The organism is Amycolatopsis acididurans (genome assembly GCF_012328925.1).
GTDB lineage: Bacteria > Actinomycetota > Actinomycetes > Mycobacteriales > Pseudonocardiaceae > Amycolatopsis_E > Amycolatopsis_E acididurans.
The window spans coordinates 26,783-50,836 of the sequence record NZ_JAAXLS010000017.1 but is presented as its reverse complement, the minus strand read 5'-3'; the positions used below and the strand labels follow the sequence as shown (position 1 = coordinate 50,836).

The following is a 24,054-nucleotide window of genomic DNA, read 5'->3' as shown; positions in this document are numbered from 1 at the left end:
CTCGTGAGAAGGTTCCGCTGGCTACCGCTGCTGCTGTGTCCCGCCGTGCTCGTCGCGTGCAGTTCGACGTCCACACAGGACACTCCACCCGCGAGCCCCGGCGTCACCGCCGAGGCGGCGTCGGCGGCGGCCGTGTGCGACCGTGAGCCCTCCGGGCCGGCGACGCCGCCGGCCCGGGCCGTGACCGTGGATCCGGCGGTGCCCGGTGATCTCGTCGCGAAGACGCGGGCGAACCCGCCGGGCACGACGTTCTGGCTGGCACCCGGCACGCACTCGCTCGGCGCGGACCAGTACGCGCAGGTCACCCCGAAAGACGGCGACACGTTCCTCGGCGCGCCCGGCGCGGTCCTCGACGGCAGGAAGGTCAACCAGTACGCCTTCACCGGGCACGCCTCCGGCGTGAAGATCGAGCACCTCACCGTGCAGGGTTTCGTCGCACCCCACGACGAGGGCGTGGTCAACCACGACTCCGGCGACGGCTGGGTGGTCGAGCACAACACCATCCAGCGCAACGCCGGCGCGGCCCTCATGGCCGGCGCGCGGCAACAGGTGCGCGGCAACTGCCTTCGCGACAACGGCCAGTACGGGATGAACGCGTACAAGGGTGACGGCACCATCACCGGGCTCGTGGTGGAAGGCAACGAGATCAGCGGCAACAACACCGACGACTGGGAGACCCGCAGCCCCGGCTGCGGCTGCACGGGCGGCGTCAAGTTCTGGAGTGTCAACGGCGCCGACATCCGCGGCAACTGGGTGCACGGCAACCACGGCGTCGGGCTGTGGGCGGACACCAACAACAACGACTTCCTCATCGAGGGCAACCTGTTCGAGGCCAACGACGGCCCGGCGATCGAGTACGAGATCAGCTACAACGCCACGATCCGGAACAACACGTTGCGCAACAACAACTGGGCCGACGGGCGCAAGTACACCGACCGCGGTGACGCCTTCCCGGTCGCGGCGATCTACATCTCCGAGTCCGGCGGCGAACCACGGATCCCGGCCAGGACGGCGAAGGTCGAGATCGAGGGCAACCTGCTGGAGAACAACTGGTCCGGCATCACGTTGTGGGAGAACGCGGACCGGTTCTGCAACAGCCCGGCGAACACCTCGAGCGGAACGTGCACGCTCCTGGTGCCGGACCAGGCCAGGTGCGCCCAGCCGGGCATCGCCTCGCCGCCGCTGTACTCCGACTGCCGCTGGAAGACCCAGAACGTCGACATCCACGACAACCGGTTCGTCCTCGACACCAAGGCGATCGGCTGCGAGGTGACGTGCGGCCGCATGGGCCTGCTGTCGAACTACGGGACCTATCCGGACTGGTCGCCGTACAAGAACGACGTCGTGGCGGACGCGGTCACCTCCCACCAGAACAACCGCTGGCACGACAACACCTATCTCGGCCCGTGGACGTTCATGGTGCACGACACGAGCAACGTGCTGGACCGGACGGCGTGGCAGGCCGCCGACTCCAAACAGGATATGGGCAGCGTCTTCACGAGGGGGTCCGGCTGATGGCCACGGTCCGGCTCGAACCCGAACTCGCCACCCCGGTCCGGACTCCCCGGGCCGTGGCCGTGGCGTGGGGGCTGTTGATCCTCAACACGCTGGGCTCGACGGGCGCACAGACCGTCATCCCGTTCCCGCGCTCGGTCATGCAGCTCGTCACGATGGGCTCGCTCGTCATCGCGTTCGCGATCGCGCTCGTGCTCAATCTGAGGCTCCGCATCCGGCCCAGCGCCTACCTGCTTCTGCTCACGCTGCTGCTCGTGGTGAGCATCGTGTCGAGCCTGCACCTGGAGTCCGGGCTCGGAGCGCTGTTCCGGTGCTTCCGGCTGTCGCTGTTCGTGAGCACCCTGTGGCTGCTCACGCGCTGGTGGGACGGCGGCTTCACGTTCGTCCGGCACCACATCCGCGCGTACGGCGTCGTACTGGTGACCGTCGCGGTGGGGCTGGTGATCGCGCCCGGCAAGGCACTGCCCGCCATTTACGGCGGCCGGCTCTCGGGCGCGGTGTGGCCGCTCACGCCGCCGCAGGTCGCGCAGTACGCGGCGGTCATCGCGGGACTGGCGCTGCTGCTGTGGCTCGGGCGCCGGACCGACCGCAAGAGCGCGCTCATCGTCGCGATTCCCGCGATCGGGCTGCTGATGCTCACCCACACCCGCACCGCGACCCTCGGGCTGATCATCGGCCTGCTCGTCGCGATCGGATCGCTCACCCTGACCAACGCCCGCGCCCGCAAGGTGTTCACGGCGTTGCTGCTCCTCGCCGGGTTCTCCGCGATCGCGCTGGGTTCGCTGCTGCAGACGTGGTTCCTGCGGGGCCAGAGCCAGGACAACTTCTCCACCCTGACCGGCCGCGCGAAGGTGTGGGACGCCCTGCTCTCGGCGCCGCGCTCGGTCAGCGACAGCCTGTTCGGCGTCGGCCTCGGTGACAAGTCCTACAACGGTCTGCCGATCGACAACAGCTGGCTGGCCGTGTTCCACGAGCAGGGTTACGTCGGTGTGCTGCTGGTCGCCGCGTTCCTGCTGGTGCTCGTGTTCGTCGCGCTGCTGCGGCCACCCTCGCTCGCCCGCGCCTGCGCGCTGTTCCTGATCACCTACTGCATCTCCGCGTCCTACACCGAGGCCGGGCTCGGGGACGCCTCGCCCTACCTGCTGCACCTGGCGGTGGCCGCGTCGTTGCTGGCCACGCCGAGTCGGGAGACCACGTGAGAGTTCTGGTAGTCCACAACCGCTATCGCTCGGAGCAGCCCAGCGGCGAGAACCACGTCGTGGACCAGGAGATCGACCTGCTGCGGTCGGCCGGCCACGACGTGCGCCTGTTCGAACGACGCAGCGACGACATAGCGTCGATGTCGCTGCCCGCCAAGGGGGCCGTCCCGTTGCGGGTGCCGTGGAACCCCGCCAGCCGCAGGGATCTGGCCGCGGAACTGCGGCGCGAGCGGCCGGATGTGGTGCACATCCACAACACGTTCCCGTTGCTGTCCCCGTCGGTCGTCGCGGCGTGTCAGGACGCTCGCGTACCCGCGGTGGCGACGCTGCACAACTACGGCATGGTGTGCCCGCCCGGCACGCTGTTCCGCGACGGCGAGATCTGCGGCGAATGCGTGGGCAGGCAGCCGTTGCCCGCCTTGGCGCACGGCTGTTATCGCTCGTCGCGCCTGGCCACGGCGCCGATGGCGTTGAGCGTCGCGATGAACCGCCGCCGCTGGTGGACGGGCATCTCGCGGTTCTTCTGCATCTCCGACGCCCAGCGCCGGCTGCTGGTGCGGGCGGGAATGCCGGAATCGCGGATGACCGTGAAGCACAACTTCATCCCCGATCCCGGCCTGCGCCGCTCCCTGCCCGGCGAGCATTTCCTGTTCCTCGGCCGCATGAGCGAGGAGAAGGGCGTCCGCGTGCTGATGCGGGCGTGGGAGCGCGCCTCGACCGGGGTCCCCCTTGTGCTGGCGGGCGCCGGCCCGCTGCAGGACGAGGTCGCCCAGTGGGCACAAGCCCGTCCCGACGTCCACTACCTGGGCCTGCGCGGCAAACAGGAGTGTCAACGCCTGATGGCCAACGCGGTCGCGGTGGTCGCCCCCTCGGCCTGGCTGGAGGCGTTCGGACTGGTCGTGGTGGAGGCGATGGCCGCCGACGTACCCGCGGTCGCGCCCGCGCACGGCGCGTTCGTCGAGCTGATCGAGCACAAGGTCTCCGGCCTGCTGTACCACCCGGGCGACGCCCACGCACTCGCCGAAGCGCTCCGTCGCGCCGCTGAGCCCGCGCGCAACCGCGAGATGGGCGAGGCGGCCCGCGTGCGGTACGAGAAGGACTTCACCCCGTCGGTGGGCCTGGACCGACTGCTCGCCGGATACGACGAGGCGATTCGTGGCGCCTAGCAACGACCAGCGGCGCAGACCCGTTGTGCCCAGCGTGAACCTTGCCTCCGCGCCGCCGGCGATGCCGCGCCCGTTGCGCCTGCCGTTGTCGGTCACGGCCGGGCTCGCCGCGATCGTCGTGCTGGTGCTGGGCATCGCGCACGCCGGCGCGGTGGACGACGAGTGGGCGGCGCCGATCGTGTGGCTGCACGGCGCGGTCTGGTACCTCGCCAACGCGATCGACTTCCTCGGCGAGCCGGCCGGATCCACGATCGTGTTCGTCGTGCTCACGGTCGCGTTCGTACTGGCCGCGCGCCCACGGTCGGCGCTGCTGGTCGTCGCCGGGCCCGGTCTCACCGTCGCCGCGACGACCCTGCTCAAACCGGTCGTCGGCAGGCGGATCCACGAGGTGTACCTGTCGTTCCCGAGCGGGCACACCGCGTTCGCGACGGCGATGGCGCTGGTCATCGGGATGCTGCTGGCCGGACGGCTCGCGCTCGGCGCGGTGCGCGGCACCGTGCTCGTTCTCGGCCTCGCGCTGCTCGCGGCGGTCGTCATGGGCTGGGGCGAGGTCGCCCTCTCCGCGCACTACGTCACCGACGCCGTCGGCGGTTTCTGCACCGCGCTCGCGATCGCGCCGCCGGTCGCCCTCGCCGTGGACAAGCTCAGCACGACGGTGCTGCGCCGGTGAAGGAACTGCACGCGTCCTGCCCGTAGGCCGACTGCCACTCGGCGGCGGACACCCGTCGCGAGGTGTCGTGCGGCACGTACGTCCACGTACCCGAGTAGGTGTTGCCGCGCCAGACGTTGCCCTGCGACAGGATCGCGTCCTGCACCACCGTGCCCCGGTACGGCGACCAGTCCGGGTAGCTGCCGTAGTTGGACAGGATCGCCATCCGGGCACACAAGCCGTCCCCGCACAGGGCGTCCGACACGCGGAAGGTGTTGCCGGTGATCGCGACGCGCTGGGTCTTCCACCGGCAGTCGTCGTAGAGCGGGCGGGTGGCGATCCCCGGCTGGACGCAGGTGGAACGGTCCCGCACCAGCAGCGTGCAGTAGCCGGAGGACGTGTTGGCCGGACTGTCGCAGAACCGGTCGGCGTTCTCCCACAACGTGATGCCCGACCAGTTGTCCTCGAACGTGTTTCCCGAAATCTGCACCGACGACGTGCGGGCGGGCACCCGTGGCTCGCCTCCGGACTCGGAGAGGTAGACCGCCGCCGACGGGAAGTTGTCGCCCCGCGCGGCGCGGGCCTTGCCCGCCACGATGTTGTTGCGCCGGAACACGTTGTCCCGCAGCACGAGGTTGTAGCTGATCTCGTAGAACACCGCCTCGGCGTCGTTGTCCTCGATGGTGTTGTCCACGATCAGGAAATCGTTGTCGTTCGTGTCGGCCCACAAGCCAGGACCGTGGTTGCCGTGCACCCAGTTGTGCTGAATGTCGGCGCCGTTGACCGCCCAGAACTTCGCGCCACCGCTGCACCCGCAGCCGGGCACCCGCGTCTCCCAGTCGTCGGTGTTGTTGCCGGCGATCTCGTTGCCCTCCACCACCAGCCCGGTGATCCCGTCCCACGACTGGTAGGCGTTGAGCCCGTACTGGCCGTTGTCACGCAGGCAGTTGCCGCGCACGACCTGCCGCGCCCCGGCCATCAGCCCGGCGCCGCGGTTGTCCTCGATCGTGTTGTTCTCGATCACCCAGCCGTCGCCGGAGTCGTGGTTGACCACGCCCTGGTCCTGTGGGGCGGCGAACCCGCGCACGGTCAGCCCGCGGATCGTGACATCCCGCGCCCGCCCGGTGAACGCGGCCATGTTCGTCCCGCGCCCGTCGAGGGTCCCGCGCCCGTCGAGGACCGCACCGGGCGCGCCGAGGTAGGTGTCGCCGTCCTTGGGCGCGACCTGGCCGTAGGGATCGCCGCCGAGCGTGTACGTGCCCGGACCGAGCCAGAACGTCGTGCCCGGCGGGCTTTCCTGTGTCCGCACCGCCAGCTCGTTGTCCGCCGCACGGACCACGACCGCCCCGGCGGGCGCGGCCGGAGCCGTCGCGGGCAGGTGATCGCACACCGCGCCGGCAGGGGCTGCGGCCGCGACCGGAGTCGGCCCGAGCGAGAGCAGCACAGCGCAGGTCAGGATCGACAGGCCACGAACCATGCGGCACAAGCTACGCAGCCCGCGGCCGCGATGAGATCACCCGGAAGCGCGGACTGCCTGCGCCATCGCATGATCAGCGTGCGGCGCCGGTCAGTGAATTCCACACCTACGCGTACTTGCGGAACACCGGCTTGACCGCGCGCCCGCCCATCCAGGCGGCTGGGTCGTCCGCGTCGAGCGCCTTGCGGTAGACCGCGCACGCCTGCGCGACCGTGTCCACCGTTCTGTCGATGTCCTCTTCGGACAGGGCACTGCTGACCACAAAGGACGGTCCGAGCACGCCGCCGGTGATCAGCTGCCGCATGAACAACGTGCGGTACTGCGGCGAGGGCCGCAGATCGGGCCCGAGCGTGGCGAACACGAGGTTGCTCGCCCGGCCCCGCACCTGGACGTGGTCGGCGACACCCATGCCGGCCGCGACCGCACGCACCCCGTCCGCGAGCCGCCCGCCCAGCTCGTGCAGCCGCGCGATGATCCCCTCCTCGGCGTAGGTGTCCATCACCGCCATCGCCGCCGCCAGCGAATGCGTCTCCGCCCCGTGCGTGGTCGACAGCAGGAACACCCGCTCCCGCGGGTCGCGCAGCCCGCCCAGCTCCATGATCTCGCGTCTTCCGGCCAGCGCCGACACGGCGAAACCGTTGCCGAGGGCCTTGCCGAACGTCGACAGGTCCGGCTGGACCCCGTAGAGCCCCTGCGCACCGGCCTCCGACCAGCGGAAACCCGTGATCATCTCGTCGAAGATCAGCAGTGCGCCGTAGCGGTGGGCGAGCTCCCGCAGCCCGGTGAGGTATCCCGGCGGCGGCGCGGTCTGCGTCTCCACCTCCAGGATCAGGCACGCCACATCCCCGCCGCGCAACACCTGCTCGGTCGCCGCGAGATCGCCGTAGGGGAAGGAGATCGTGGGCTGACCCGGGATGCCGGCGTCCATCGGGGTGGTGCCGATGAACCAGTCGTCGGTGGAGAAGAACGGCTGCTCCCGGCAGACCGCGACCCGCGTGTGCCCGGTGTGCGCCCGGGCGAGGCGGACCGCGGCCGTGGTCACGTCGGACCCGTTCTTCGCGAACTTGACCATCTCCGCCGTCGGCACGGTGGCCAGAAAACGTTCCGCCGCCTCGATTTCGAGGACCGAGGGGCGGACGAAGTTCGAACCGCGCTCGAGTTCGCGCCGCACCGCCTCGACGACGCGTGGATGCGCGTGGCCGAGGCTCACCGCCCGCAGGCCCGAGCCGTACTCGATGTAGTCGTTGCCGTCGACGTCCCACACGTGCGCGCCGCGGCCGTGCGTGATCACCGGGGCCAGCCCCTCCGGGAACTGGTCCTCCCCCTTGGCGTAGGTGTGCCCGCCACCGGGGATCAGCGCGTGCAGCCGCTCGTTCGCGGCGCACGATCGGGGTAGCTCACCGGTCCGCATGGGTCATCTCCCTAAGACCTGGGCGAGCGAAGGCGCCAGCCGGTCCCGCTCGGACATCATGGTGACCGGCAGCGGCCACGGAATGGCCAGCTCCGGGTCGTCGAAGGCGATCGTCACGTCCTCGGCGGGATCGTGCTCGCGGTCGATCCGGTACGACACGTCCGCCGGATCGGTCAGTGCCTGGAACCCGTGTGCGCAGCCCGCCGGGATGTAGAGCGACACCTGGGTCTGCCCGGACAGCTCGAAGTACTCCTGGTTGCGGAAGGTCGGAGAGTCCGGCCGCAGATCGACGACGACGTCGAAGACCTCGCCGTAGGAGCAGCGCACGAGCTTCGCCTCGCCCGCGCCCGAGCGCAGGTGCATACCCCGCAGCACCCCCTTGCGGGACCGGGACACGCTGTCCTGGACGAAACCGTCCGGATCGATGCCGACCGAGCGCATCACCTCCTTGTCGAAGGTGCGGCTGAAGAACCCGCGCTCGTCGACGTGCGGGGTGGGCTCGAACAGGTGCGCGCCGGAGATCGCCGGCACCGGAATCGCTTTCATGGCTTCCCCTCGACAATCGCGGACAATGCGGCGAACTGCTGCTTGAGCCGTTGCTCGGACACGGCGTTGCGCTGCGCCAGCGTCTGTTTCAGCTCGTCCGAGCGCCGTTCCAGCTCGATGAACTGCTCGATGAGCTGCGCGGCGTCGACCGAGCGCGCCGGGTGGGTGAACTCGCCGAGCCCCATCTCCGCCAGCAGCACCTGATTCTTGGCCGCGTAACCCACCGAGATCGTCGGGCGGCACACCCGCAGCGCGCACAGCACGTTGTGGTAGCGCGTGGCGACCACGGCGTCCACCGCCGCCATCTCGCGCATCAGATCGTCCAAAGAGGACGCCTGGGAGGCGGTGGCCCCGGTCTCGGCGACGATCTGGTCCACCACGGGCCGGTCCACCTCATCGCCGCTGAACAGCCGCACCTGCCTGCCGTTCTCGGTCAGCCAGCGGACGAAGCGTGTCATCCCGTCGACGTAGGAACGGTAGATCTCCTCGGCCCGCGAACGGTCGTCGTTGCCGCCGCGGAAGGCCATCACGCCGACGCCCACGGTGCCCGGGGTGGCGGCCGCGGACGGCACGGGAAGCCCGAAGGCAAGGTCCGGGTAGACGTCGTCCCGTGACGTGTCCACGCCCATGGCCCGCATCGCGTCGCGCGAGATCTCGTCGCGGTAGGACCGGTACGAGGCCAGCCGCGCCGCGAGCTTCACCACCGCGCGGGTGGCCCGGTCGTTGATGACGTTCGCCCCGACGCTCACCAGCGCGACCTTCGTGCCCATGAGCCTGCCGGCCGCGCACAACAGCAGCAGCGAGTACGGAAATCCCCACGGCCGCAACGGAAGCGTGGCCTCCAGCACGCCCATGCCCGGCACGATCACGACGTCCTGCCTGCGCACCCAGGCGGCCGTGCGGACCACGTCGACGAGCTTGCCCAGCCCCTTCGCCGCGATCGAGCGCACGGTGGACGCCGTCCGGTACTCGCCGCCGTACCAGTTGAGCGGAACCGCGTCGAGGCCGAAGCGCGCCGACACCGCGGCCGGACCGCCGCACATCGCGTGCAGTTCGGCATCGGGATGCTCGGTGCGCAGGTACCGCAGCACCGCCTCCAGCGATCCGTCGTTGCCGAGATTGCCCGATCCGAGCAACCCGAACAGCCCGATCCTGCTCATCGCACCCGGCCCTCCCGGCCCGCGACGATGTCGTCGATGGAGAACTCCTGGAAGTCGACCGGAGCCCGGTCCTCGATGCGCTCGCCCCCGCCGCCGCGCGCCCGGCTCGTGGCCCATTCGAGCAGGTAGCGGTAGCACTCGGTCCGCTCGGCTGCGGACAGCGGCGCGCGCCGGATCGCGCCGACGAAACCGAGCACGTACTCGCCGAGCAGCCGCACCATCGGATGCCGCAGCTTGTCCGCGCGCTTCGGGTCGAGGTTGGCGCAGCGCTTGCGCAGCGTGGGATTCGCCCGTTCCGCGCGGCCCGGGTGGTCGCGGCGGAAGTACAGCAGCTCCGGCACCTGGTGGAACGGCCCGTGCAGGGCGATCTCCGCGACGAACGTGCGGTCGGCGTGGTGGTAGCTGTCGTGGGGTTTGACCCGCCGCAGCACGTCGGCGCGCATGACGCCGTAGAAGTCGTCGCCGCCGGGTTCGAACAGCAGGCTGCGGAACCGCACCGGCGCCCGCGGCGAGTCGGTCTCCAGCCGGTAGTCGAACGGGTAGGTGACGTTGCCTTCCCCGTCGATGACCGCGTTGTGCACGTGCGCGAGGATCACCGAAGGCCGCTCGTCGAGCGCCTCCACGCACCGCTTCAGCAGATCGCGGCCGTAGAGGTCGTCGTGCGAGCCCCATTTGAACAGCTCGCCCCGGCACTGGCCGAACACGTAGTTGTGGTTGCCCGCCGCGCCGATGTTCTGCTCCAGCCGCAGGTACCGGATGCGCGAGTCCTTGGCCAGATAGGTGCGGCAGATCTCCTCCGTGCCGTCGGACGAGGCGTTGTCGGAGATGACCAGCTCGAAGTCCTCGAAGGTCTGGCCGAGCAGCGCGTCGAGCGCCTCCGCGAGGTAGTCCTCGCCGTTGTACACGGGAAGACCGACGCTGAGCCGGGGGACGGTGGTCATGAGGTCCTCATTTCCGCGGAGTACTGGCGCAGCCCCAGCCGCAGCTGGAACCACCAGAGGATCGAACCGGTGAGGGTGGCGGCGGCGGTGCCCCACGCCGCCCCGACGGCACCGTCGGCCGCGGCGCCCGCGAGCGCGAACGACGCGTAGAGCAGCGACGAGAACAGCTGCGAGCGCAGGCTTCGTTTCGACTGGCCCAGCGCGCGCAGCCCGGACGCGGCCCCGGTGGAGAAGCTCGCGCCCACCACCGAGAACGTGGTCGGCACGATCAGCTGTGACGCGCCCGGCCACACCGAACCGAGCAGGTGCACACCGACCCATTCGGGCAGCAGGAACAGCAGCGCCATGCCCCACAGCAGCGCCGCGGCCGCCTGGCCCGCGCCCAGCAGCAGGCAGAACTGCCACAGCCGGCGCCCCGACTTGCGCAGGACACGGGCGGCCTCCGCGACCGTCACCAGCGACAGTCCCATCAGCAACGCCTGGAACGGGCCCTGCAACAGCTCCGCGCCGCGCACCGTGCCGACCGCGGCCAGGCCCGCGATCGCGCCCAGCCCGTAGGACTTGATCTGCGAGGCGCCACTGTTGCTGACGTTCTCGACGAGATAGCGGAAGCTCAGGTCGCGCTGTGCCCGCATCCAGCCCAGCGCCGCGGACGGCCGCGGCAGCAGACCCGCCTGGAAACCGCCGAACACCGCCGCCACCGCGCCGGAGGCACCCCACGCGATGACGAACCCGAGCACGGTGCCGTTCTTCGCGGCGAGCAGCATCGCCGGGGCGAGCGCGATGCCCCACACCACGTCGTTGATGAACGCCTTACGCCCGTGCCCCGAGGCGAAGAACGCGAACCGCCACGCGTCCTGCAGCATCAGGCCGGGCAGCACGATGCCGAGGCCCACGAAGGCGAGCCCGATCGCGCCGCCGATGGCCAGCCCGGCGAGCACGCTCAGCACGCCGCTGGCGACACCCACCAGCAGCGCCGTTCCGGTCGCGCGCCCCGTCGCGGTCCGCCACGCGTCGGCCGCGACGCCGCTGAACCGCACCATGAGCGGGTCGGTGGCCAGGCCGCGGGACACGTTGATGATCACGCCGTAGGTCACCCACGCGAGGCTGAACACGCCGAACGCGGTCGCGCCGAGCGAGCGGGCGACGTAGAGCCCGACGGCGAAGTTGGTGAGGCTGGACACCGCCTGGTCGCCGAGGCCCCAGCTGAGCCGTCCGGCCATCGCGCGCATGCCCTGCCGCGGCCGCGTCAGGCGGTGTCTGCCGCGCTGGCTTCCTTCCGTGACCGCGGCCATGACCTCACTCCTTGATCAGGGACGCGCCCTGTAAGGCCCGTGCCGCCGCCGCGACGCTGTCGAAGGGCAGTCCGGAACGCTGCGCGATGTCGAGCAGGCTGTGCTCGCCGTCGGAGAAGTTGAGCACCCACAGCATCGCCATCTGGGTTTCCTTGGCGTCGCTGCGCCCGCCGAGCGAGTCGTAGAGTCCGCGCTTGCCCAGCTGTGGTTCGCCGTACGGGCTCAGGTTGACGTAACGCCGGTCGCGGTCGAGCACGGAAAACGCTTCCCGGCAGACGGCCAGCGTGTCCTCCATCGCTTGCGGCGAAACGAAATCCGGGTTGTCGGCCGAGGTGTGGTACTCGGGGTAGCCCGCGTACTGCGTGCGGCACAGTGAACCGACGCCGAGGTTGAAGCCGGGCGAGCAGAACTGCCGCTCGTCGTAGCCGTACGGCGAGAAATCGACGACCTTGTGCTGCCGCTCGCGGAGCACGTACCGCAGCACGCGGTCGATGTCGGCGTCCCCGCGGCGGCTCTTCTTGTACGTCAGCTGTCCCCGGTCACCGGCGCACGCGAGCACCAGACCGTGCTTGACCTTGCCGATGCGCTCGTGGTTGCGCGCGAGCCAGGTGATCGCGCCGATCGTGCCCGGCATGAACAGGAACCGGTACGTGTAGTACGGGTTGTCCAGCGACTGGGCGAGTGCCACCGCGACCGCGATGCCTGCCAGGTTGTCGTTGGCCAGCGACGGATGGCAGGTGTGGCAGGAGATGATCACCTCGTCGGTGACCTGGCCCGGCACCACGTGCTCGGCGTAAGTCAGCGAGCCATCCTCCACAGTGGAGTCGATGCACACCTCGTACTCGCCGTCGGGCATCGCGTCGAGGGTGTCCTGCGCGAGGCAGAAACCCCAGTTCGGCGCGTAGTAGCTGGTGCGGTAGGGCACCCAGGACGGGTGTTCGGGCAATGTGTGCAGATGCGGCCGCAGCTCCTCCAGCGTCATCCTCGCCGACACCGGGGTGCTGTAGCCGACCACGTGCAGGTTCAACTGCTGGAAGTCCACCACCCGGTTGCCGGAGGCGTCGGCGATGTAGGCGTCGCGGATGTTCCACTCCTGCGGCACCGTCCAGTCGAAGACCTCGGTGCCCGTGGGCACCTCGAAGATCTCCAGCGGGATGTGCTCGCCGACGATCTCCAGCGTGCGGCGGACCCCGTTGCCGGTGATGCTGCGGCACAACGGGTACAGACGCTCCACCAGAGCGTGCATCTGGGCGCCGTTCATGCGTGCCGCAACGTCTCGTCGACGGCGCCGGCTTCGCGGCGCTCGCGCAACCAGGCCAGCCGGGTGAACTTCTTCTCGAAGTCCGCCGTGGTCAGCCCGTACCGCTGGTAGGCGTCGACCAGCTCGATCGCGCCGTCCTTCACACTCCACTCGCACGCGAAGCCGGGAATCGCCTCGCGGAAACGGGAGAAATCGACCCGGTAGGAACGCGGGTCGGCCCCGGCCTCACCGGTGATGACGAGCCGCGAGCCCGGCACCGCCTCGACGACCTGTTCGGCGATCTCCGCGACGGTCACGTTGTTGCGCTCGGTGCCGATGTTGAACGCCCTGTCGTGCACGGCTTCCTTCGGCGCGACGAGCGCGGCGGCGAAGGCCTGCGCGATGTCGCGGGCGTGCACCAGCGGCCGCCACGGCGTGCCGTCGGAGAGCACCAGCACCTCACCGGAGAGGACCGCGTGGCCGACCAGGTTGTTCAGCACGATGTCCGCGCGCAGCCGCGGCGAGTAGCCGAACGCGGTGGCGTTGCGCAGGTAGACCGGCGTGAAATCGGCGTCGGCCAGCTCGTGCAGGTCGTCCTCGACCCGGACCTTCGACTCCGCGTACGGGGTGACCGGCCGCAGCGGCGCGTCCTCGTTCACCAGCCCGCTGCCCCCGGAGGCGCCGTAGACCGAGCACGTGGAGGCGTAGAGAAAGCGCTGCACGCCCGCGTCCCTGGCGAGCCGGGCAAGCCGGACAGCGGCACGGTGGTTGATGTCGTAGGTTAGCTCCGGCGCGAGCGCGCCGAGCGGGTCGTTGGACAGCGCGGCCAGGTGAATGACGGCGTCCACATCGGACACCTGCTGGTGCGTGACGTCGCGCAGGTCGACCGTGTGCCCGGCGGGATCGGCCGGCACCGGACCGAGCACACACGGCTCGAACAGCCCCGAGTCGAGGCCGACGACCTGATGCCCGGCCTCCGTCAGCAGCGGAGCCATCACGGTGCCCAGGTAACCCTTGTGCCCTGTCAGCAGCACTCGCATGGCTCAGCCCTCCAGGCCCAAAATCATCTTGTTCACGAAGAACCCTTCCGCGTAGCGCGAGCTGCATTCGATCCCGCGGATGCGAGCGAGACCGAGGAAGGCTTCCTTGTCGTACCAAGGACGATGTCGCTGCGAGGCGTAGTGTTGTTGCAGCAGTTCGACCTTTTTTTCCGCGATTTCACGTGACAGCGGCTGGTAGGCGTTCGGGCGCCCGAGATCGCCGTCCCATTTCACGATCTCGTAACCCAGTACGAGGTGATCGCGGAACGCCGTGGGCACGAGCTTGGCCAGGCCGCGATGGTCCTGATGCAGATCATCGGTGCGGGGCGCGAGGATGAGATCGGGATCGGTGCGCCCGCGCAGTTCCTCCAGCGCGGACTTGGCCTCGTCCCAGTGCGCGGGCAGCCTGCCGTCCGGCATCTTCAGCACCGTCACCGACAGCCCCGCGTTCGGGGTGAAGGCATCGAGCGCGGCGCGTTCCTCCTCCTCGCGCTCGCTGCCACCGCCGGAAAGAACCAGCGCGTCCACTCGCACGCCCGGCCGTGCCGCGCAGATCGACAGCAGCGTGCCGCCCGCACCGATCGCGATGTCGTCGCAATGGGCGCCCAGCGCCACCACCCGGTCGATCCGGTTTCCCCCCAGCCGGATCACGCGACTCGTTCCCGCTCCCACAACGCCCACGGGCGCTCGCCCCTGGTGTAGGCCTCGTCCAGCGCGGCGCGTTCCTTGACCGTATCGGTCGGCTTCCAGAAACCGCGGTAGGGATAGGCCAGCAACCTGCCACGCTTGGCCAGTTCGGCACACCCGTCCGCGACGAGATCGCCGTTTTCCGGGATGTGGTCGAAGACGTCCTGGCGCAGCACGAAGTACCCGCCGTTCTCCCACAGCGGCATCTCGCTGACCGCCGTGATCGAGCCGACGAGCCCGCCCTCGTCCATTTCGACGCAGTGGAACGACGACTGCGGCGGCACGACCATCATCGACGCACCCGCGTCGGAGGCGACGAACCGGTCGATCATCTCCGGCAGCGGCGCGTCGGTGAGCACGTCGGCGTAGTTGGCGAGGAACATCTCGTCACCGTCGAGGTGCTCGCGCACCCGGCGCAGCCGCTCCCCGATCGGCGATTCGATGCCGGTGTTGACGAAGGAGATCGTCCAGTCCGCGATGTCGGTGGACAGCAGCTGCGGTTTCCCGCCGCGCAGCACGAAATCGTTGGACGTGGTCTCTTCGTAGTTGAGAAAGAAGTCCTTGATGTGGTGCGCCCCGTAGCCGAGGCAGAGCACGAACTCGGTGTGGCCGAAGTGCGCGTAGTAGCGCATCACGTGCCAGATGAGCGGCCTCGGCCCGACCATGGCCATCGGCTTGGGCACATCCGAAGCGGTGCCGTTGCGCATCCGCATTCCGTAGCCCCCGCAGAACAGGACGACTTTCACGACGACTTCACCTCGACGATTTCCAGGCGCGGAATGGGGAAGACCAGCTTGCCGCCCCACTCCTCCACATAGGACAGTTGCGCGGTCAGTTCGGTCCTGAGGTTCCACGGCAGGACCAGGACATAGTCGGGCCGGTCCGCGGCGATGCGTTCCGGCGGCAGGATGGGGATTCGGGTGCCGGGGGTGAACCGGCCGTGCTTGTAGGGGTTGCGGTCGACCGTGTAGGCGAGCAGGTCCGGCCGGATGCCGCAGTGGTTGAGCAGCGTGTTGCCCTTGCCCGGCGCGCCGTAGCCGACGACGGTCTTGCCTTCGTCGGCCGCGTCGATGAGGAACCGCAGCAGGTCCCGGCGGACACGGGCCACATTCGCGGCGAATTCGGTGTAGCCGGAGAGTTCGTGCAGGCCGGCTGCCTTCTCCGCGGCCAGCACGTCGGTCATCGCCTGGCTCGGCTCCCCCGCGATCTCGACCGGCTGCGCCCAAAGCCGGATGGAGCCGCCGTGCGTCGGCAGCAGTTCCACGTCCACAAGGGACAGGCCGCCGGTGGCCAGCGCACGCCGGGCGGATTCGACCGTGTAGTACTGGAAATGTTCGTGGTAGATCGTGTCGTACTGGATCTTCTGGATCAGCGTCAGCAGGTGCTGGACCTCGATCGCGACCCAGCCGTCGTCGGCCACGAGCGCGCGCAGGCCACGCGTGAAGCCGATCACGTCGGGGATGTGCGCGTAGACGTTGTTGGCCACCACGAGGTTCGCGGGACCGTGCTCGGCGCGGACTGCCTCACCCGTCTCCTGGCTCAGGAACGCGGTGTGCGTCGGCACGCCCTTGTCCCTCGCGGCCTGGCCCACGTTGACCGACGGTTCGATACCGAGGCAGCGGATCTGTTGCGCCACAACGTGTTGAAGCAGATAACCGTCGTTGCTGGCCACCTCCACGACAAAGGACTTCTCATCGAGCCCGAGCCGCTCGGTGGCGGTTCGCACGAACTGGCGCGCGTGCTCCACCCACGACTCGGAGAACGACGAGAAGTAGGCGTACTCCGTGAACGTGTCCTCGGGCGTGATCAGCGGCGGGATCTGCGCGAGCCAGCAATCGGTACAGACCTCGAGGTGCAGCGGGTAGGTCGTCTCCGGCTCGTTGAGCTGCTCCGCGGTGAGAAAGCGCTCACACGGCGGCGTCGCGCCCAGATCGACGACGCTCTCCATGCTCGTCGAACCGCAGAGTCGGCAAGTGGTCATTGACTGGGCTCCCAGGCTTCGCGAACACGGCGGGCGTACACACGTGATTCGGGGCCCACCGGAGTGTTGTTACAAAGCCCGGCACTGGCGCCTACCACCGATTCTGAAATGCAACATCGCGCGCCAGACCTTACCGGGGCAGGCAAGTAAGCGGTCGGCCATTGGCCGATCTTGCTGCCGGTATACTCGCGCGCCTCCAGTTCGTGCTACGCCGGATGATCGACGGGTGGCCTACTTGCGGATCTCCAGCGTGCAGCACTTGGGCCCGCCGCCGGCCTTGCGCAGTTCGGAGATGTCGACCAGCACCGGCTCGTACCCCCGGTCGGCGAGCCGCGACGCGAGCGCCGTCGCCTCCAGCGGCAGGACCACGTTGCGCCCGTCCGAGACGCCGTTGAGCCCGAAGCACTCCGCGTCCGCGGCGTCGGCGGGCACCGCGTCCGCGAACAGCCGGGCCAGCACCCGCCGCGAACCCGCCGAGAACGCCTCCGGGTAGTACGCGATCTGCGCCGGCGCGCTCTCGGTGGCCTCGCTGAGCACGAACAAGGCCGTGTCGAGGTGGTAGTAGCGCGGCTCGACCAGCCGCAGCGACAGCACCGGAACGCCGAGCACCTCCTGCGCCTCGGCATGCGCCGCCGGATCCGTGCGGAATCCCGTGCCGGCGAGCAGCAGCCGCCCCGTCCACGCGAAATCGCCCTCGGCCTCGTTGATCCGCGACGGCATCGTCACATCGCGGTACCCGTGCTCGACGAACCAGCGCCGGAAGTGCTCGGCCTCCGCCGCCCGCTCCGCGGCCCGGAACCGGGCGCCCAGCACCCGCCCGTCGATCACCGTGCCGGAATTCGCCGCGAACACCATGTCCGGCAGCCCCGGCTGAGGCGCGATCTCCTCCACCGTGTGCCCGAGACGGCGATACGTGTCGCGCAACTCGGCCCACTGTGCCATGGCGCGGCCCGCGTCGACCGGTTTCGACGGGTCCATCCACGGGTTGATGGCGTACTCGACGGCGAAGTGACGCGGGGGGCACATCAGATAGCGGCGGACGAGCGGCACCCGGGGTGTCATGTCTTCACGGTATGGCTCGATTCAGCGACACACAATCACGCTCCATTGCGGATATACCTGCTAAACATTGCGTGTGAACTCGATAGATCAGCGAATCGTTTCGTGCCTGGTCGCCAACGCGCGGGCCAGCTACGCCGATATCGGCAAGATCGTCGGGCTGTCCGCACCCGCCGTGAAACGGCGCGTCGACCGGCTGCTCGAAACCGGCGTGCTGCGCGGGTTCACCGCGGTCGTCGATCCGGAGGCGCTCGGCTGGGGCACCGAGGCGTTCATCGAGGTGCACTGCCGCGGCAACGTGCCGCCCACCCGCATCCGCGCCCGCCTCGAACCGCTGCCCGAGGTCGTCGCCGCCTACACGGTCACCGGTGCGGCCGACGCGATCGTGCACCTGCGGGCCGCCGACATCCACCAGCTGGAGACCGCCTTGGAGCGCCTGCGCGGGCTGGACATCGTCGACCGGACCGTCTCGACGGTCGTGCTGTCGAGGCTGCTGGAGCGGCCGCCGACGCCGGGGACATGATGTTCGGCATGACCGAACGGATTCTGGCCGAACGCGTGGGCAAGGTCGCCGTCATCACCGTCGACGCCCCGGACCGGCGAAACTCGCTCACTCTCCCGTTGTCCGCCGACCTCGAGCAGGCGGTCGCCGACGCCGAGGCGGACCGGGACGTGCACGCGCTGATCGTCACCGGCACCCCGCCCGCGTTCTGCGCCGGCGCGGACCTCACCGCGCTCGGTGAAGCGCGGGAGGAGGGACTGCGCGCGGTCTACTCGGGTTTCCTCGCCGTCGCCCAGTCCACGCTGCCGACCATCGCCGCGGTCGGCGGTGCCGCCGTCGGGGCCGGGATGAACCTCGCGCTCGCCGCCGACGTGCGCATCGCCGGACCCCGCGCCAAGTTCATTCCCCGATTCCTGGAACTCGGCCTCCACCCCGGTGGAGGGTTCACCTGGATGCTGCAGCGAGCGGTCGGGCCGCAGCGCGCGCGGGCGATGGCGCTCTTCGGTCAATCGCTGGACGCGCAAGGCGCGCTGGAAGCCGGTCTCACTATGCGGACAGTCGATGGAACTCACGAAGAGTTACTATCGGCAGCCCTCGAACTGGCCAGGCCCGCGGCCGACGCGCCGAGGGAAGTCGTGCTCGCGACCAAGCGTTCCATGCGGCTGACCATGCCTCTGGCCGAGCATCTTGACGCAGTGGACACTGAAATCGTGCCCCAGCTCGAGTCACTGAATTCGGCCGAGTTCGAGCGGCGGCTCGCTGCCATGCAGGCGACGATCAAGCGCAGAAAGTAACCATTACCGTTAGTAACGGGTAAGCCGGATCACACCGCAATCCGCGGGCTTCAAAGGCGAAGTAAGGTGGAGCTATCGGCGGAAGTGCGCCCGGCGCAACGAGTGTCGATGGGGACACAGTCAGTCGGGAGAGAGGGATTCCCTGACCTATGAGCACGAGTGCCAACGGCAACGGTGCGTTGTCGGCCACCCGGGCCACCGAGATCTCCAAGCTCGACCGGGTGGTCATCCGGTTCGCGGGTGACTCCGGTGACGGTATGCAGTTGACCGGTGACCGTTTCACGTCGGAAGCCGCGGCGTTCGGGAACGACCTGGCGACCTTGCCGAACTACCCGGCCGAGATCCGCGCCCCGCAGGGCACCATCCCCGGTGTCTCCTCGTTCCAGGTGCATTTCGCCGACTACGACATCCTGACTCCCGGTGACCGGCCGGATGTGCTGGTGGCGATGAACCCGGCCGCGTTGAAGGCCAACATCGCCGATCTGCCGCCGCAGGGCACGCTGATCGTCAACACCGACGAGTTCAGCAAGCGGAACCTGACCAAGGTCGGCTACGACGCCAACCCGCTGGAAGACGATTCGCTGTCGGCGTACCAGGTGCACGAGGTCGCGATGTCGACGCTGACCCAGGGTGCGCTGGCGGACACGGGGCTGGGCAAGAAGGACGCCGAGCGCTGCAAGAACATGTTCGCGCTCGGTCTGCTGTCGTGGATGTATCACCGGCCGACCGAGGGCACCGAGCAGTTCCTGCGGGAGAAGTTCGCGAAGAAGCCGGACATCGCCGAGGCGAACATCCTGGCCTTCCGGGCGGGCTGGAACTACGGCGAGACCACCGAGTCGTTCGTGACGACGTTCGAGGTCGCCCCCGCGAAGCTGGCGCCGGGCACCTACCGGCAGATCACCGGCAACACCGCCCTGGCCTACGGCATCGTGGCGGCCGGGCAGCAGTCCGGGCTGCAGGTGCTGCTGGGCACCTACCCGATCACCCCGGCCTCGGACATCCTGCACGAGCTGTCCAAGCACAAGAACTACGGCGTGATCACGTTCCAGGCCGAGGACGAGATCGCCGGTATCGGTGCCGCGCTGGGCGCCTCCTACGGCGGCTCGCTCGGAGTCACCTCCACCTCGGGCCCCGGTATCGCGCTCAAGAGCGAGACGATCGGCCTGGGTGTGATGCTGGAGCTGCCGCTGATCGTGATCGACGTGCAGCGCGGTGGCCCTTCGACGGGTCTGCCGACCAAGACCGAGCAGGCCGACCTGCTGCAGGCGATGTACGGCCGCAACAGCGAGTCCCCGATCCCGATCATCGCGCCGCAGTCCCCCGCGGACTGTTTCGCCGCGGCGATCGAGGCCACCGAGATCGCGCTGAAGTACCGCACGCCGGTGATGATCCTGTCCGACGGGGCGAACGCCAACGGCTCCGAGCCGTGGCTGATCCCCGACGTGGAGAACCTGCCGGACCTGCGCGTGACGTTCGCGTCCGAACCGAACGCGGCCGACGGCTCGGGCGAGTTCTGGCCCTACATGCGGGACCCCGAGACCCTGGCCCGCGAGTGGGCCGTGCCCGGCACGCCCGGCCTGATGCACCGCATCGGCGGTCTGGAGAAGGCCGACGGCAAGGGCAACATCTCCTACGACCCCGACAACCACGACCACATGGTGCGGCTGCGGCAGCGCAAGATCGACAACATCGCGGTGCCCGACCTCGTCGTGGACGACCCCTCCGGCGGCAAGGCCCGCGTGCTGGCGCTGGGCTGGGGATCCTCCTTCGGCCCGATCGGCGCCGCGTGCCGCCGGGTACGCAAGGACGGCCTGCCCATCGCGCAGGCGCACGTGCGCAACCTCAACCCGCTGCCCGAGAACCTGGGCGACATCCTGCGCTCCTACGACAGGGTCGTGGTGCCGGAGATGAACCTCGGACAGCTCGCGTGGCTGCTGCGCGCCAAATACCTCGTCGATGTCCACTCCTACACCAAGGTCGCCGGCCTGCCCTTCAAGGCCGAAGAACTCCAGCACGTCTTCACCGACATCATCGAGAAGGAGGTCGTCGCCCGATGACCGCCACTGACCTCGGCCTGCCGACCCTGACCGGTGGCCTGGACCTCGTCCCGCACACCGACGAGCCGCAAAAGGCCAAGGAATACAAGTCCGACCAGGAAGTCCGCTGGTGCCCCGGCTGCGGTGACTACGTCGTACTCAACACCGTGCAGTCGTTCCTGCCCACGCTCGGGCTCAAGCGCGAGAACATCGTGTTCGTCTCCGGGATCGGCTGCTCCAGCCGGTTCCCGTACTACCTCAACACCTACGGGATGCACTCCATCCACGGCCGCGCCCCCGCGATCGCCACCGGGCTGGCCACCACCCGCCCGGACCTGTCGGTGTGGGTGGTCACCGGAGACGGCGACGCGCTGTCCATCGGCGGCAACCACCTGATCCACGCGCTGCGTCGCAACATCAACATCAAGATCCTGCTGTTCAACAACCGGATCTACGGGCTGACCAAGGGCCAGTACTCGCCCACCAGCGAACCCGGCAAGGTCACCAAATCCACCCCGATGGGCTCGGTCGACACCCCCTTCAACCCCGTCTCGCTCGCACTCGGCGCCGAAGCCACCTTCGTCGGCCGCGCGCTGGACTCCGACAAGGCCGGCCTGACCGAGGTCCTCACCGCCGCCGCGCAACACCGCGGCTCCGCGATCGTGGAGATCTACCAGAACTGCCCCATCTTCAACGACGGCGCCTTCGACGTCCTCAAGGACAAAGACGAAGCCGCCCAGCGCATCATCCCGCTGCGCGCCGGCGAGCCGATCCGCTTCGGCCGCGAGGGCGAATACGGCGTCACCACCACCGGCTGGGGCGGCTTCGAAATCGGCAAGGTCTCCGAAATCACTGCGAGCGGCGGCGAAATCGTCGTCCACGACCCGTCCATTGCCGACACGGCGTACGCCTTCGCGCTCTCCCGCATCGGCGACCAGCACCTCAACCACACCCCCACCGGCATCTTCCGGCAGGTGCAGCGCCCCACCTACGACGACCAGGCCCGCAGCCAGGTCGAGGATGCCCGCACCGCCAAGGGCCCCCACCTGCAAAGCCTGCTCACCGGCAAGGACACCTGGACCGTCGTCGGCTGAGTCCTCTAAGCACGAAAGAGCCTCCTTCCGCTGCGGCGAAAGGAGGCTCTTTGTTCTTCTATCCTTTATGGACGCTCAGTGCAGCGGCCGGAACCCGACCCGTTCCGCGTCGGCCGCCGAGCGGAACCACACCTCGGCCACCATGCGCGGGAACTGCTGCGAGTCCTCCGTGCAGTAGCGCAAAGCCGTCACGCTCGCCTTGACGGTGAACTCCTCCGACGGGCTCGCCCCGCCGGGCAACGGCATCGCGGACCCGGGGCCGAACGGCCCCGGCGCCACGTGGCTGTCCGCGGTGTGCGCACGCGCGGGCGGCGGCTCCGGCGCGGAGTGCGCCCCACCGGACTTGGGCCGCACCACCGGTTCGAACAACGATCCGCTGCGGCCGCCCTCGTCGGCCTGCAGCGGCTCCCGCCGCTCCATCGCCCGCATCGACGGCTGAATCGGTTGCGGTGCCTCGAACCCGCCACGCGGCGGGGTGCGCGGCTGGCGCCGCGGCAGGGTGTGCGTGGTCTCGGCAGCCACCTCGTCCTGTTCCGGCGGTTCGGCGTCACTGAACGCGAACGCGGGCGGCGAGTCCGGCGCCGACACCGGCTCGGCCTGCTCATAGGACGGGTCGAACAGCGAGCCCCGCTGCGGCTGCCGCTTCTGCTCTTCCGCCGCGCCGAAGGTCCCCTCCTCGGCGGAGGTCCGGTAGCTCTCGGCGCCGTTCTCCGGCGCGAACACCGAGGTCGGGGACGGCTCGTGCGCGACAGGCTCCTGCGGCCGGAAAACCGAGGTCTGCTCGGCGGCCGGCTCCGGCTCCAGCACCGAGCTCACGTGCTGACCCGAACCGGCGAAACTGTCTCGTTCGTACCAGCCCGGCCGCGGCTCACGCCGCTGTTCCTCGGCCGCGGCGGGCTCGGCGGCGGCGCGCGACGCCGCGACCGGCGCGGGTACGGCCCGCTCCTGCGGCTCCACCGGTTCGGGCTCGAAGGTCCGGGTGGCCACCGGTGCCGGGGGCGCCGACTTCTCGTTGCGGGCGGCCAGCAGTCTGCGCTCGAGGACGCGGTTTCTGGCCTGTGCAGGCCGGACAAGGAACACCCAGGTCAGCAGCACCCCGATGAGGAACGCCGCCGCACTCCACAGCCAGACCTGTCCGAAGATGGACATCCGCGCTGCCCTTCCTTTCCTACCGCGACCGGTGACACTCTGAGTGACACCACCGCGGCCGTTTCATGACGCGGCGTCAGCGAGTCCGCGCCACGAGATAGTCGGCGACCGACTCGCAAGCCTCCCGCGCGGCCGACGCGGGCAGGGCCGTCAGCTCAGCCCTCGCGCGACGAGCGTAGTCCGACAACGTGGCCATGGCGCGGTCTATCCCGGAAGACGCCCGCAGCAGCTCCAGTGCCTCCTCGACCAGCGCGTCCTCGGTGATCGGCCCCTGCAGCAGGCTGACCAGCCGCGGATCGGCGTCCGGATCGGCCAGCGCGAAGTGCATCGGCAGCGTGCGCACGCCTTCCCGCAGGTCAGTGCCGGGTGTCTTGCCCGATTCGTGCGACGGCGAGGCGATGTCGATGATGTCGTCGGAGATCTGGAACGCGGTGCCGACGATCTCGCCGAACCGCGTGAGCGCCTCGATACGCGCCGGCTCGGCGCCGGAAACCATGCCGCCGAAGCGGCCCGCGGTCGCGATGAGCGAACCGGTCTTCTGCGCGATCACGCTCAGGTAGTGCTCGATGGGGTCCTCATCCTCGCCCGGGCCCACGGTCTCGCGCATCTGCCCGGTGACGAGCTCACCGAAGGTCTCGGCGATGATGCGCGCCGCGTCGGTGCCGAGGTAGGAGACCAGCCGGGAGGCGTGCGCGAACAGGAAGTCGCCGGTGAGGATCGCGACCGTGTTGCCCCAGCGGCTGTTCACGCTCGGCGCCCCGCGGCGCATGGTGGCCTCGTCCATCACGTCGTCGTGGTACAGCGTGGCCAGGTGGACCAGTTCGACGGCCGCGGCCGCGGTCACGACGCCGTCATGGTTGCCGTCGCCGAACTCCGCGGCCAGCAGCGTGAACATGGGACGAAAACGTTTGCCACCGGCCTCGACCAGGTGGGAAGCGGCCTCGTGCACGGCCTTGACGTCGCTACGGGCGGTCTCGCGCAGCAGGTTCTCGACGTCGGCGAGCCCGCCGGCGAGCGTGCGCAGCAGTTGCTCATCGGCGATCCGGAGGCCGACGCTCGCGCGCAGGTCCTCGATGGTGCCACTCTGAACCGACACTTTGCCTGCCCTCTCGC

At 69.4% G+C, this 24,054-nt stretch carries 22 protein-coding genes; 8 read left to right on the top strand and 14 right to left on the bottom strand.

The annotated features are described in order from the left end of the window. The first annotated feature begins 3 nt into the window (after positions 1–3). From HFP15_RS23015 to HFP15_RS23000, 4 genes are read left to right on the top strand one after another with little or no spacing between them, the layout of a single operon-like run. Positions 4–1,515 carry a right-handed parallel beta-helix repeat-containing protein gene (locus HFP15_RS23015; RefSeq protein WP_168518796.1) on the top strand — a complete coding sequence of 504 codons (1,512 nt, stop codon included), beginning with the start codon at positions 4–6 and terminating at the stop codon, positions 1,513–1,515. After that, positions 1,515–2,714 carry an O-antigen ligase family protein gene (locus HFP15_RS23010; RefSeq protein ID WP_210717730.1) on the top strand — a complete coding sequence of 400 codons (1,200 nt, stop codon included), beginning with the start codon at positions 1,515–1,517 and terminating at the stop codon, positions 2,712–2,714. The genes HFP15_RS23015 and HFP15_RS23010 overlap by 1 nt, the downstream gene beginning before the upstream one ends. Then, positions 2,711–3,880, top strand: coding sequence for a glycosyltransferase (locus HFP15_RS23005; RefSeq protein WP_168518795.1), 1,170 nt, complete (start codon positions 2,711–2,713; stop codon positions 3,878–3,880). The genes HFP15_RS23010 and HFP15_RS23005 overlap by 4 nt, the downstream gene beginning before the upstream one ends. Continuing rightward, a complete protein-coding gene (locus HFP15_RS23000; RefSeq protein WP_312871709.1) occupies positions 3,870–4,550 on the top strand; it encodes a phosphatase PAP2 family protein in 681 nt (226 codons plus the stop codon). Before HFP15_RS23005 ends, HFP15_RS23000 begins: the two co-directional genes overlap by 11 nt. Here HFP15_RS23000 and HFP15_RS22995 read toward each other — a convergent pair. The 12 genes from HFP15_RS22995 to ddaH form a co-directional block, all read right to left on the bottom strand. Beyond that, entirely contained in the window at positions 4,525–6,006 is a 1,482-nt protein-coding gene (locus HFP15_RS22995; protein ID WP_168518794.1) for a right-handed parallel beta-helix repeat-containing protein, read from the bottom strand. The genes HFP15_RS23000 and HFP15_RS22995 overlap by 26 nt on opposite strands. A gap of 106 nt (positions 6,007–6,112) precedes the next feature. Continuing rightward, complete coding sequence (locus HFP15_RS22990; RefSeq protein ID WP_168518793.1) at positions 6,113–7,417, bottom strand: glutamate-1-semialdehyde 2,1-aminomutase; 1,305 nt, start codon at positions 7,415–7,417, stop codon at positions 6,113–6,115. 3 nt (positions 7,418–7,420) lie between these two features. Beyond that, positions 7,421–7,963 carry a dTDP-4-dehydrorhamnose 3,5-epimerase gene (gene rfbC / locus HFP15_RS22985; RefSeq protein WP_168518792.1) on the bottom strand — a complete coding sequence of 181 codons (543 nt, stop codon included), beginning with the start codon at positions 7,961–7,963 and terminating at the stop codon, positions 7,421–7,423. Next, positions 7,960–9,123 carry a polysaccharide pyruvyl transferase family protein gene (locus HFP15_RS22980; protein ID WP_168518791.1) on the bottom strand — a complete coding sequence of 388 codons (1,164 nt, stop codon included), beginning with the start codon at positions 9,121–9,123 and terminating at the stop codon, positions 7,960–7,962. The genes rfbC and HFP15_RS22980 overlap by 4 nt, the downstream gene beginning before the upstream one ends. Then, entirely contained in the window at positions 9,120–10,064 is a 945-nt protein-coding gene (locus HFP15_RS22975; protein ID WP_168518790.1) for a glycosyltransferase family 2 protein, read from the bottom strand. Before HFP15_RS22975 ends, HFP15_RS22980 begins: the two co-directional genes overlap by 4 nt. After that, complete coding sequence (locus HFP15_RS22970) at positions 10,061–11,287, bottom strand: MATE family efflux transporter (protein ID WP_210717743.1); 1,227 nt, start codon at positions 11,285–11,287, stop codon at positions 10,061–10,063. Before HFP15_RS22970 ends, HFP15_RS22975 begins: the two co-directional genes overlap by 4 nt. Before the next feature lie 76 nt (positions 11,288–11,363). Beyond that, complete coding sequence (locus HFP15_RS22965; RefSeq protein WP_168518789.1) at positions 11,364–12,620, bottom strand: DUF4910 domain-containing protein; 1,257 nt, start codon at positions 12,618–12,620, stop codon at positions 11,364–11,366. Then, on the bottom strand, positions 12,617–13,639 hold the full coding sequence (locus HFP15_RS22960) for an NAD-dependent epimerase/dehydratase family protein (RefSeq protein ID WP_168518788.1): 1,023 nt from the start codon (positions 13,637–13,639) through the stop codon (positions 12,617–12,619). The genes HFP15_RS22965 and HFP15_RS22960 overlap by 4 nt, the downstream gene beginning before the upstream one ends. Before the next feature lie 3 nt (positions 13,640–13,642). Further along, complete coding sequence (locus tag HFP15_RS22955) at positions 13,643–14,290, bottom strand: PIG-L deacetylase family protein (RefSeq protein WP_168518787.1); 648 nt, start codon at positions 14,288–14,290, stop codon at positions 13,643–13,645. Continuing rightward, entirely contained in the window at positions 14,287–15,072 is a 786-nt protein-coding gene (locus tag HFP15_RS22950; RefSeq protein ID WP_168518786.1) for a sugar phosphate nucleotidyltransferase, read from the bottom strand. Before HFP15_RS22950 ends, HFP15_RS22955 begins: the two co-directional genes overlap by 4 nt. After that, positions 15,069–16,307, bottom strand: a complete 1,239-nt coding sequence (locus tag HFP15_RS22945) for a class I SAM-dependent methyltransferase (RefSeq protein WP_168518785.1) — start codon at positions 16,305–16,307, stop codon at positions 15,069–15,071. The genes HFP15_RS22950 and HFP15_RS22945 overlap by 4 nt, the downstream gene beginning before the upstream one ends. Positions 16,308–16,538: 231 nt before the next feature. Next, complete coding sequence (ddaH, locus tag HFP15_RS22940) at positions 16,539–17,369, bottom strand: dimethylargininase (protein ID WP_246271962.1); 831 nt, start codon at positions 17,367–17,369, stop codon at positions 16,539–16,541. Positions 17,370–17,442: 73 nt separating this feature from the next. Between ddaH and HFP15_RS22935 the strand changes: the two genes are divergently transcribed. The 4 genes from HFP15_RS22935 (at position 17,443) to HFP15_RS22920 (ending at position 21,792) form a co-directional block, all read left to right on the top strand. Beyond that, a complete protein-coding gene (locus tag HFP15_RS22935; RefSeq protein ID WP_168518784.1) occupies positions 17,443–17,889 on the top strand; it encodes an Lrp/AsnC family transcriptional regulator in 447 nt (148 codons plus the stop codon). 8 nt (positions 17,890–17,897) lie between these two features. Next, on the top strand, positions 17,898–18,662 hold the full coding sequence (locus HFP15_RS22930; protein ID WP_168518783.1) for an enoyl-CoA hydratase: 765 nt from the start codon (positions 17,898–17,900) through the stop codon (positions 18,660–18,662). 149 nt (positions 18,663–18,811) lie between these two features. Further along, positions 18,812–20,719, top strand: a complete 1,908-nt coding sequence (locus HFP15_RS22925) for a 2-oxoacid:acceptor oxidoreductase subunit alpha (RefSeq protein WP_168518782.1) — start codon at positions 18,812–18,814, stop codon at positions 20,717–20,719. Then, the gene (locus HFP15_RS22920; protein ID WP_168518781.1) at positions 20,716–21,792 is read left to right on the top strand and encodes a 2-oxoacid:ferredoxin oxidoreductase subunit beta; all 1,077 of its coding nucleotides are present in this window, start codon (positions 20,716–20,718) and stop codon (positions 21,790–21,792) included. Before HFP15_RS22925 ends, HFP15_RS22920 begins: the two co-directional genes overlap by 4 nt. A 75-nt stretch (positions 21,793–21,867) precedes the next feature. Here the strand turns inward: HFP15_RS22920 and HFP15_RS22915 are convergent, their stop codons facing one another. After that, positions 21,868–22,941, bottom strand: coding sequence for a sunset domain-containing protein (locus HFP15_RS22915; protein WP_168518780.1), 1,074 nt, complete (start codon positions 22,939–22,941; stop codon positions 21,868–21,870). Positions 22,942–23,017: 76 nt separating this feature from the next. Continuing rightward, positions 23,018–24,037 (bottom strand): polyprenyl synthetase family protein, encoded by a 1,020-nt coding sequence (locus tag HFP15_RS22910; protein WP_168518779.1) that lies wholly within the window; start codon positions 24,035–24,037, stop codon positions 23,018–23,020. Positions 24,038–24,054 lie beyond the last annotated feature (17 nt).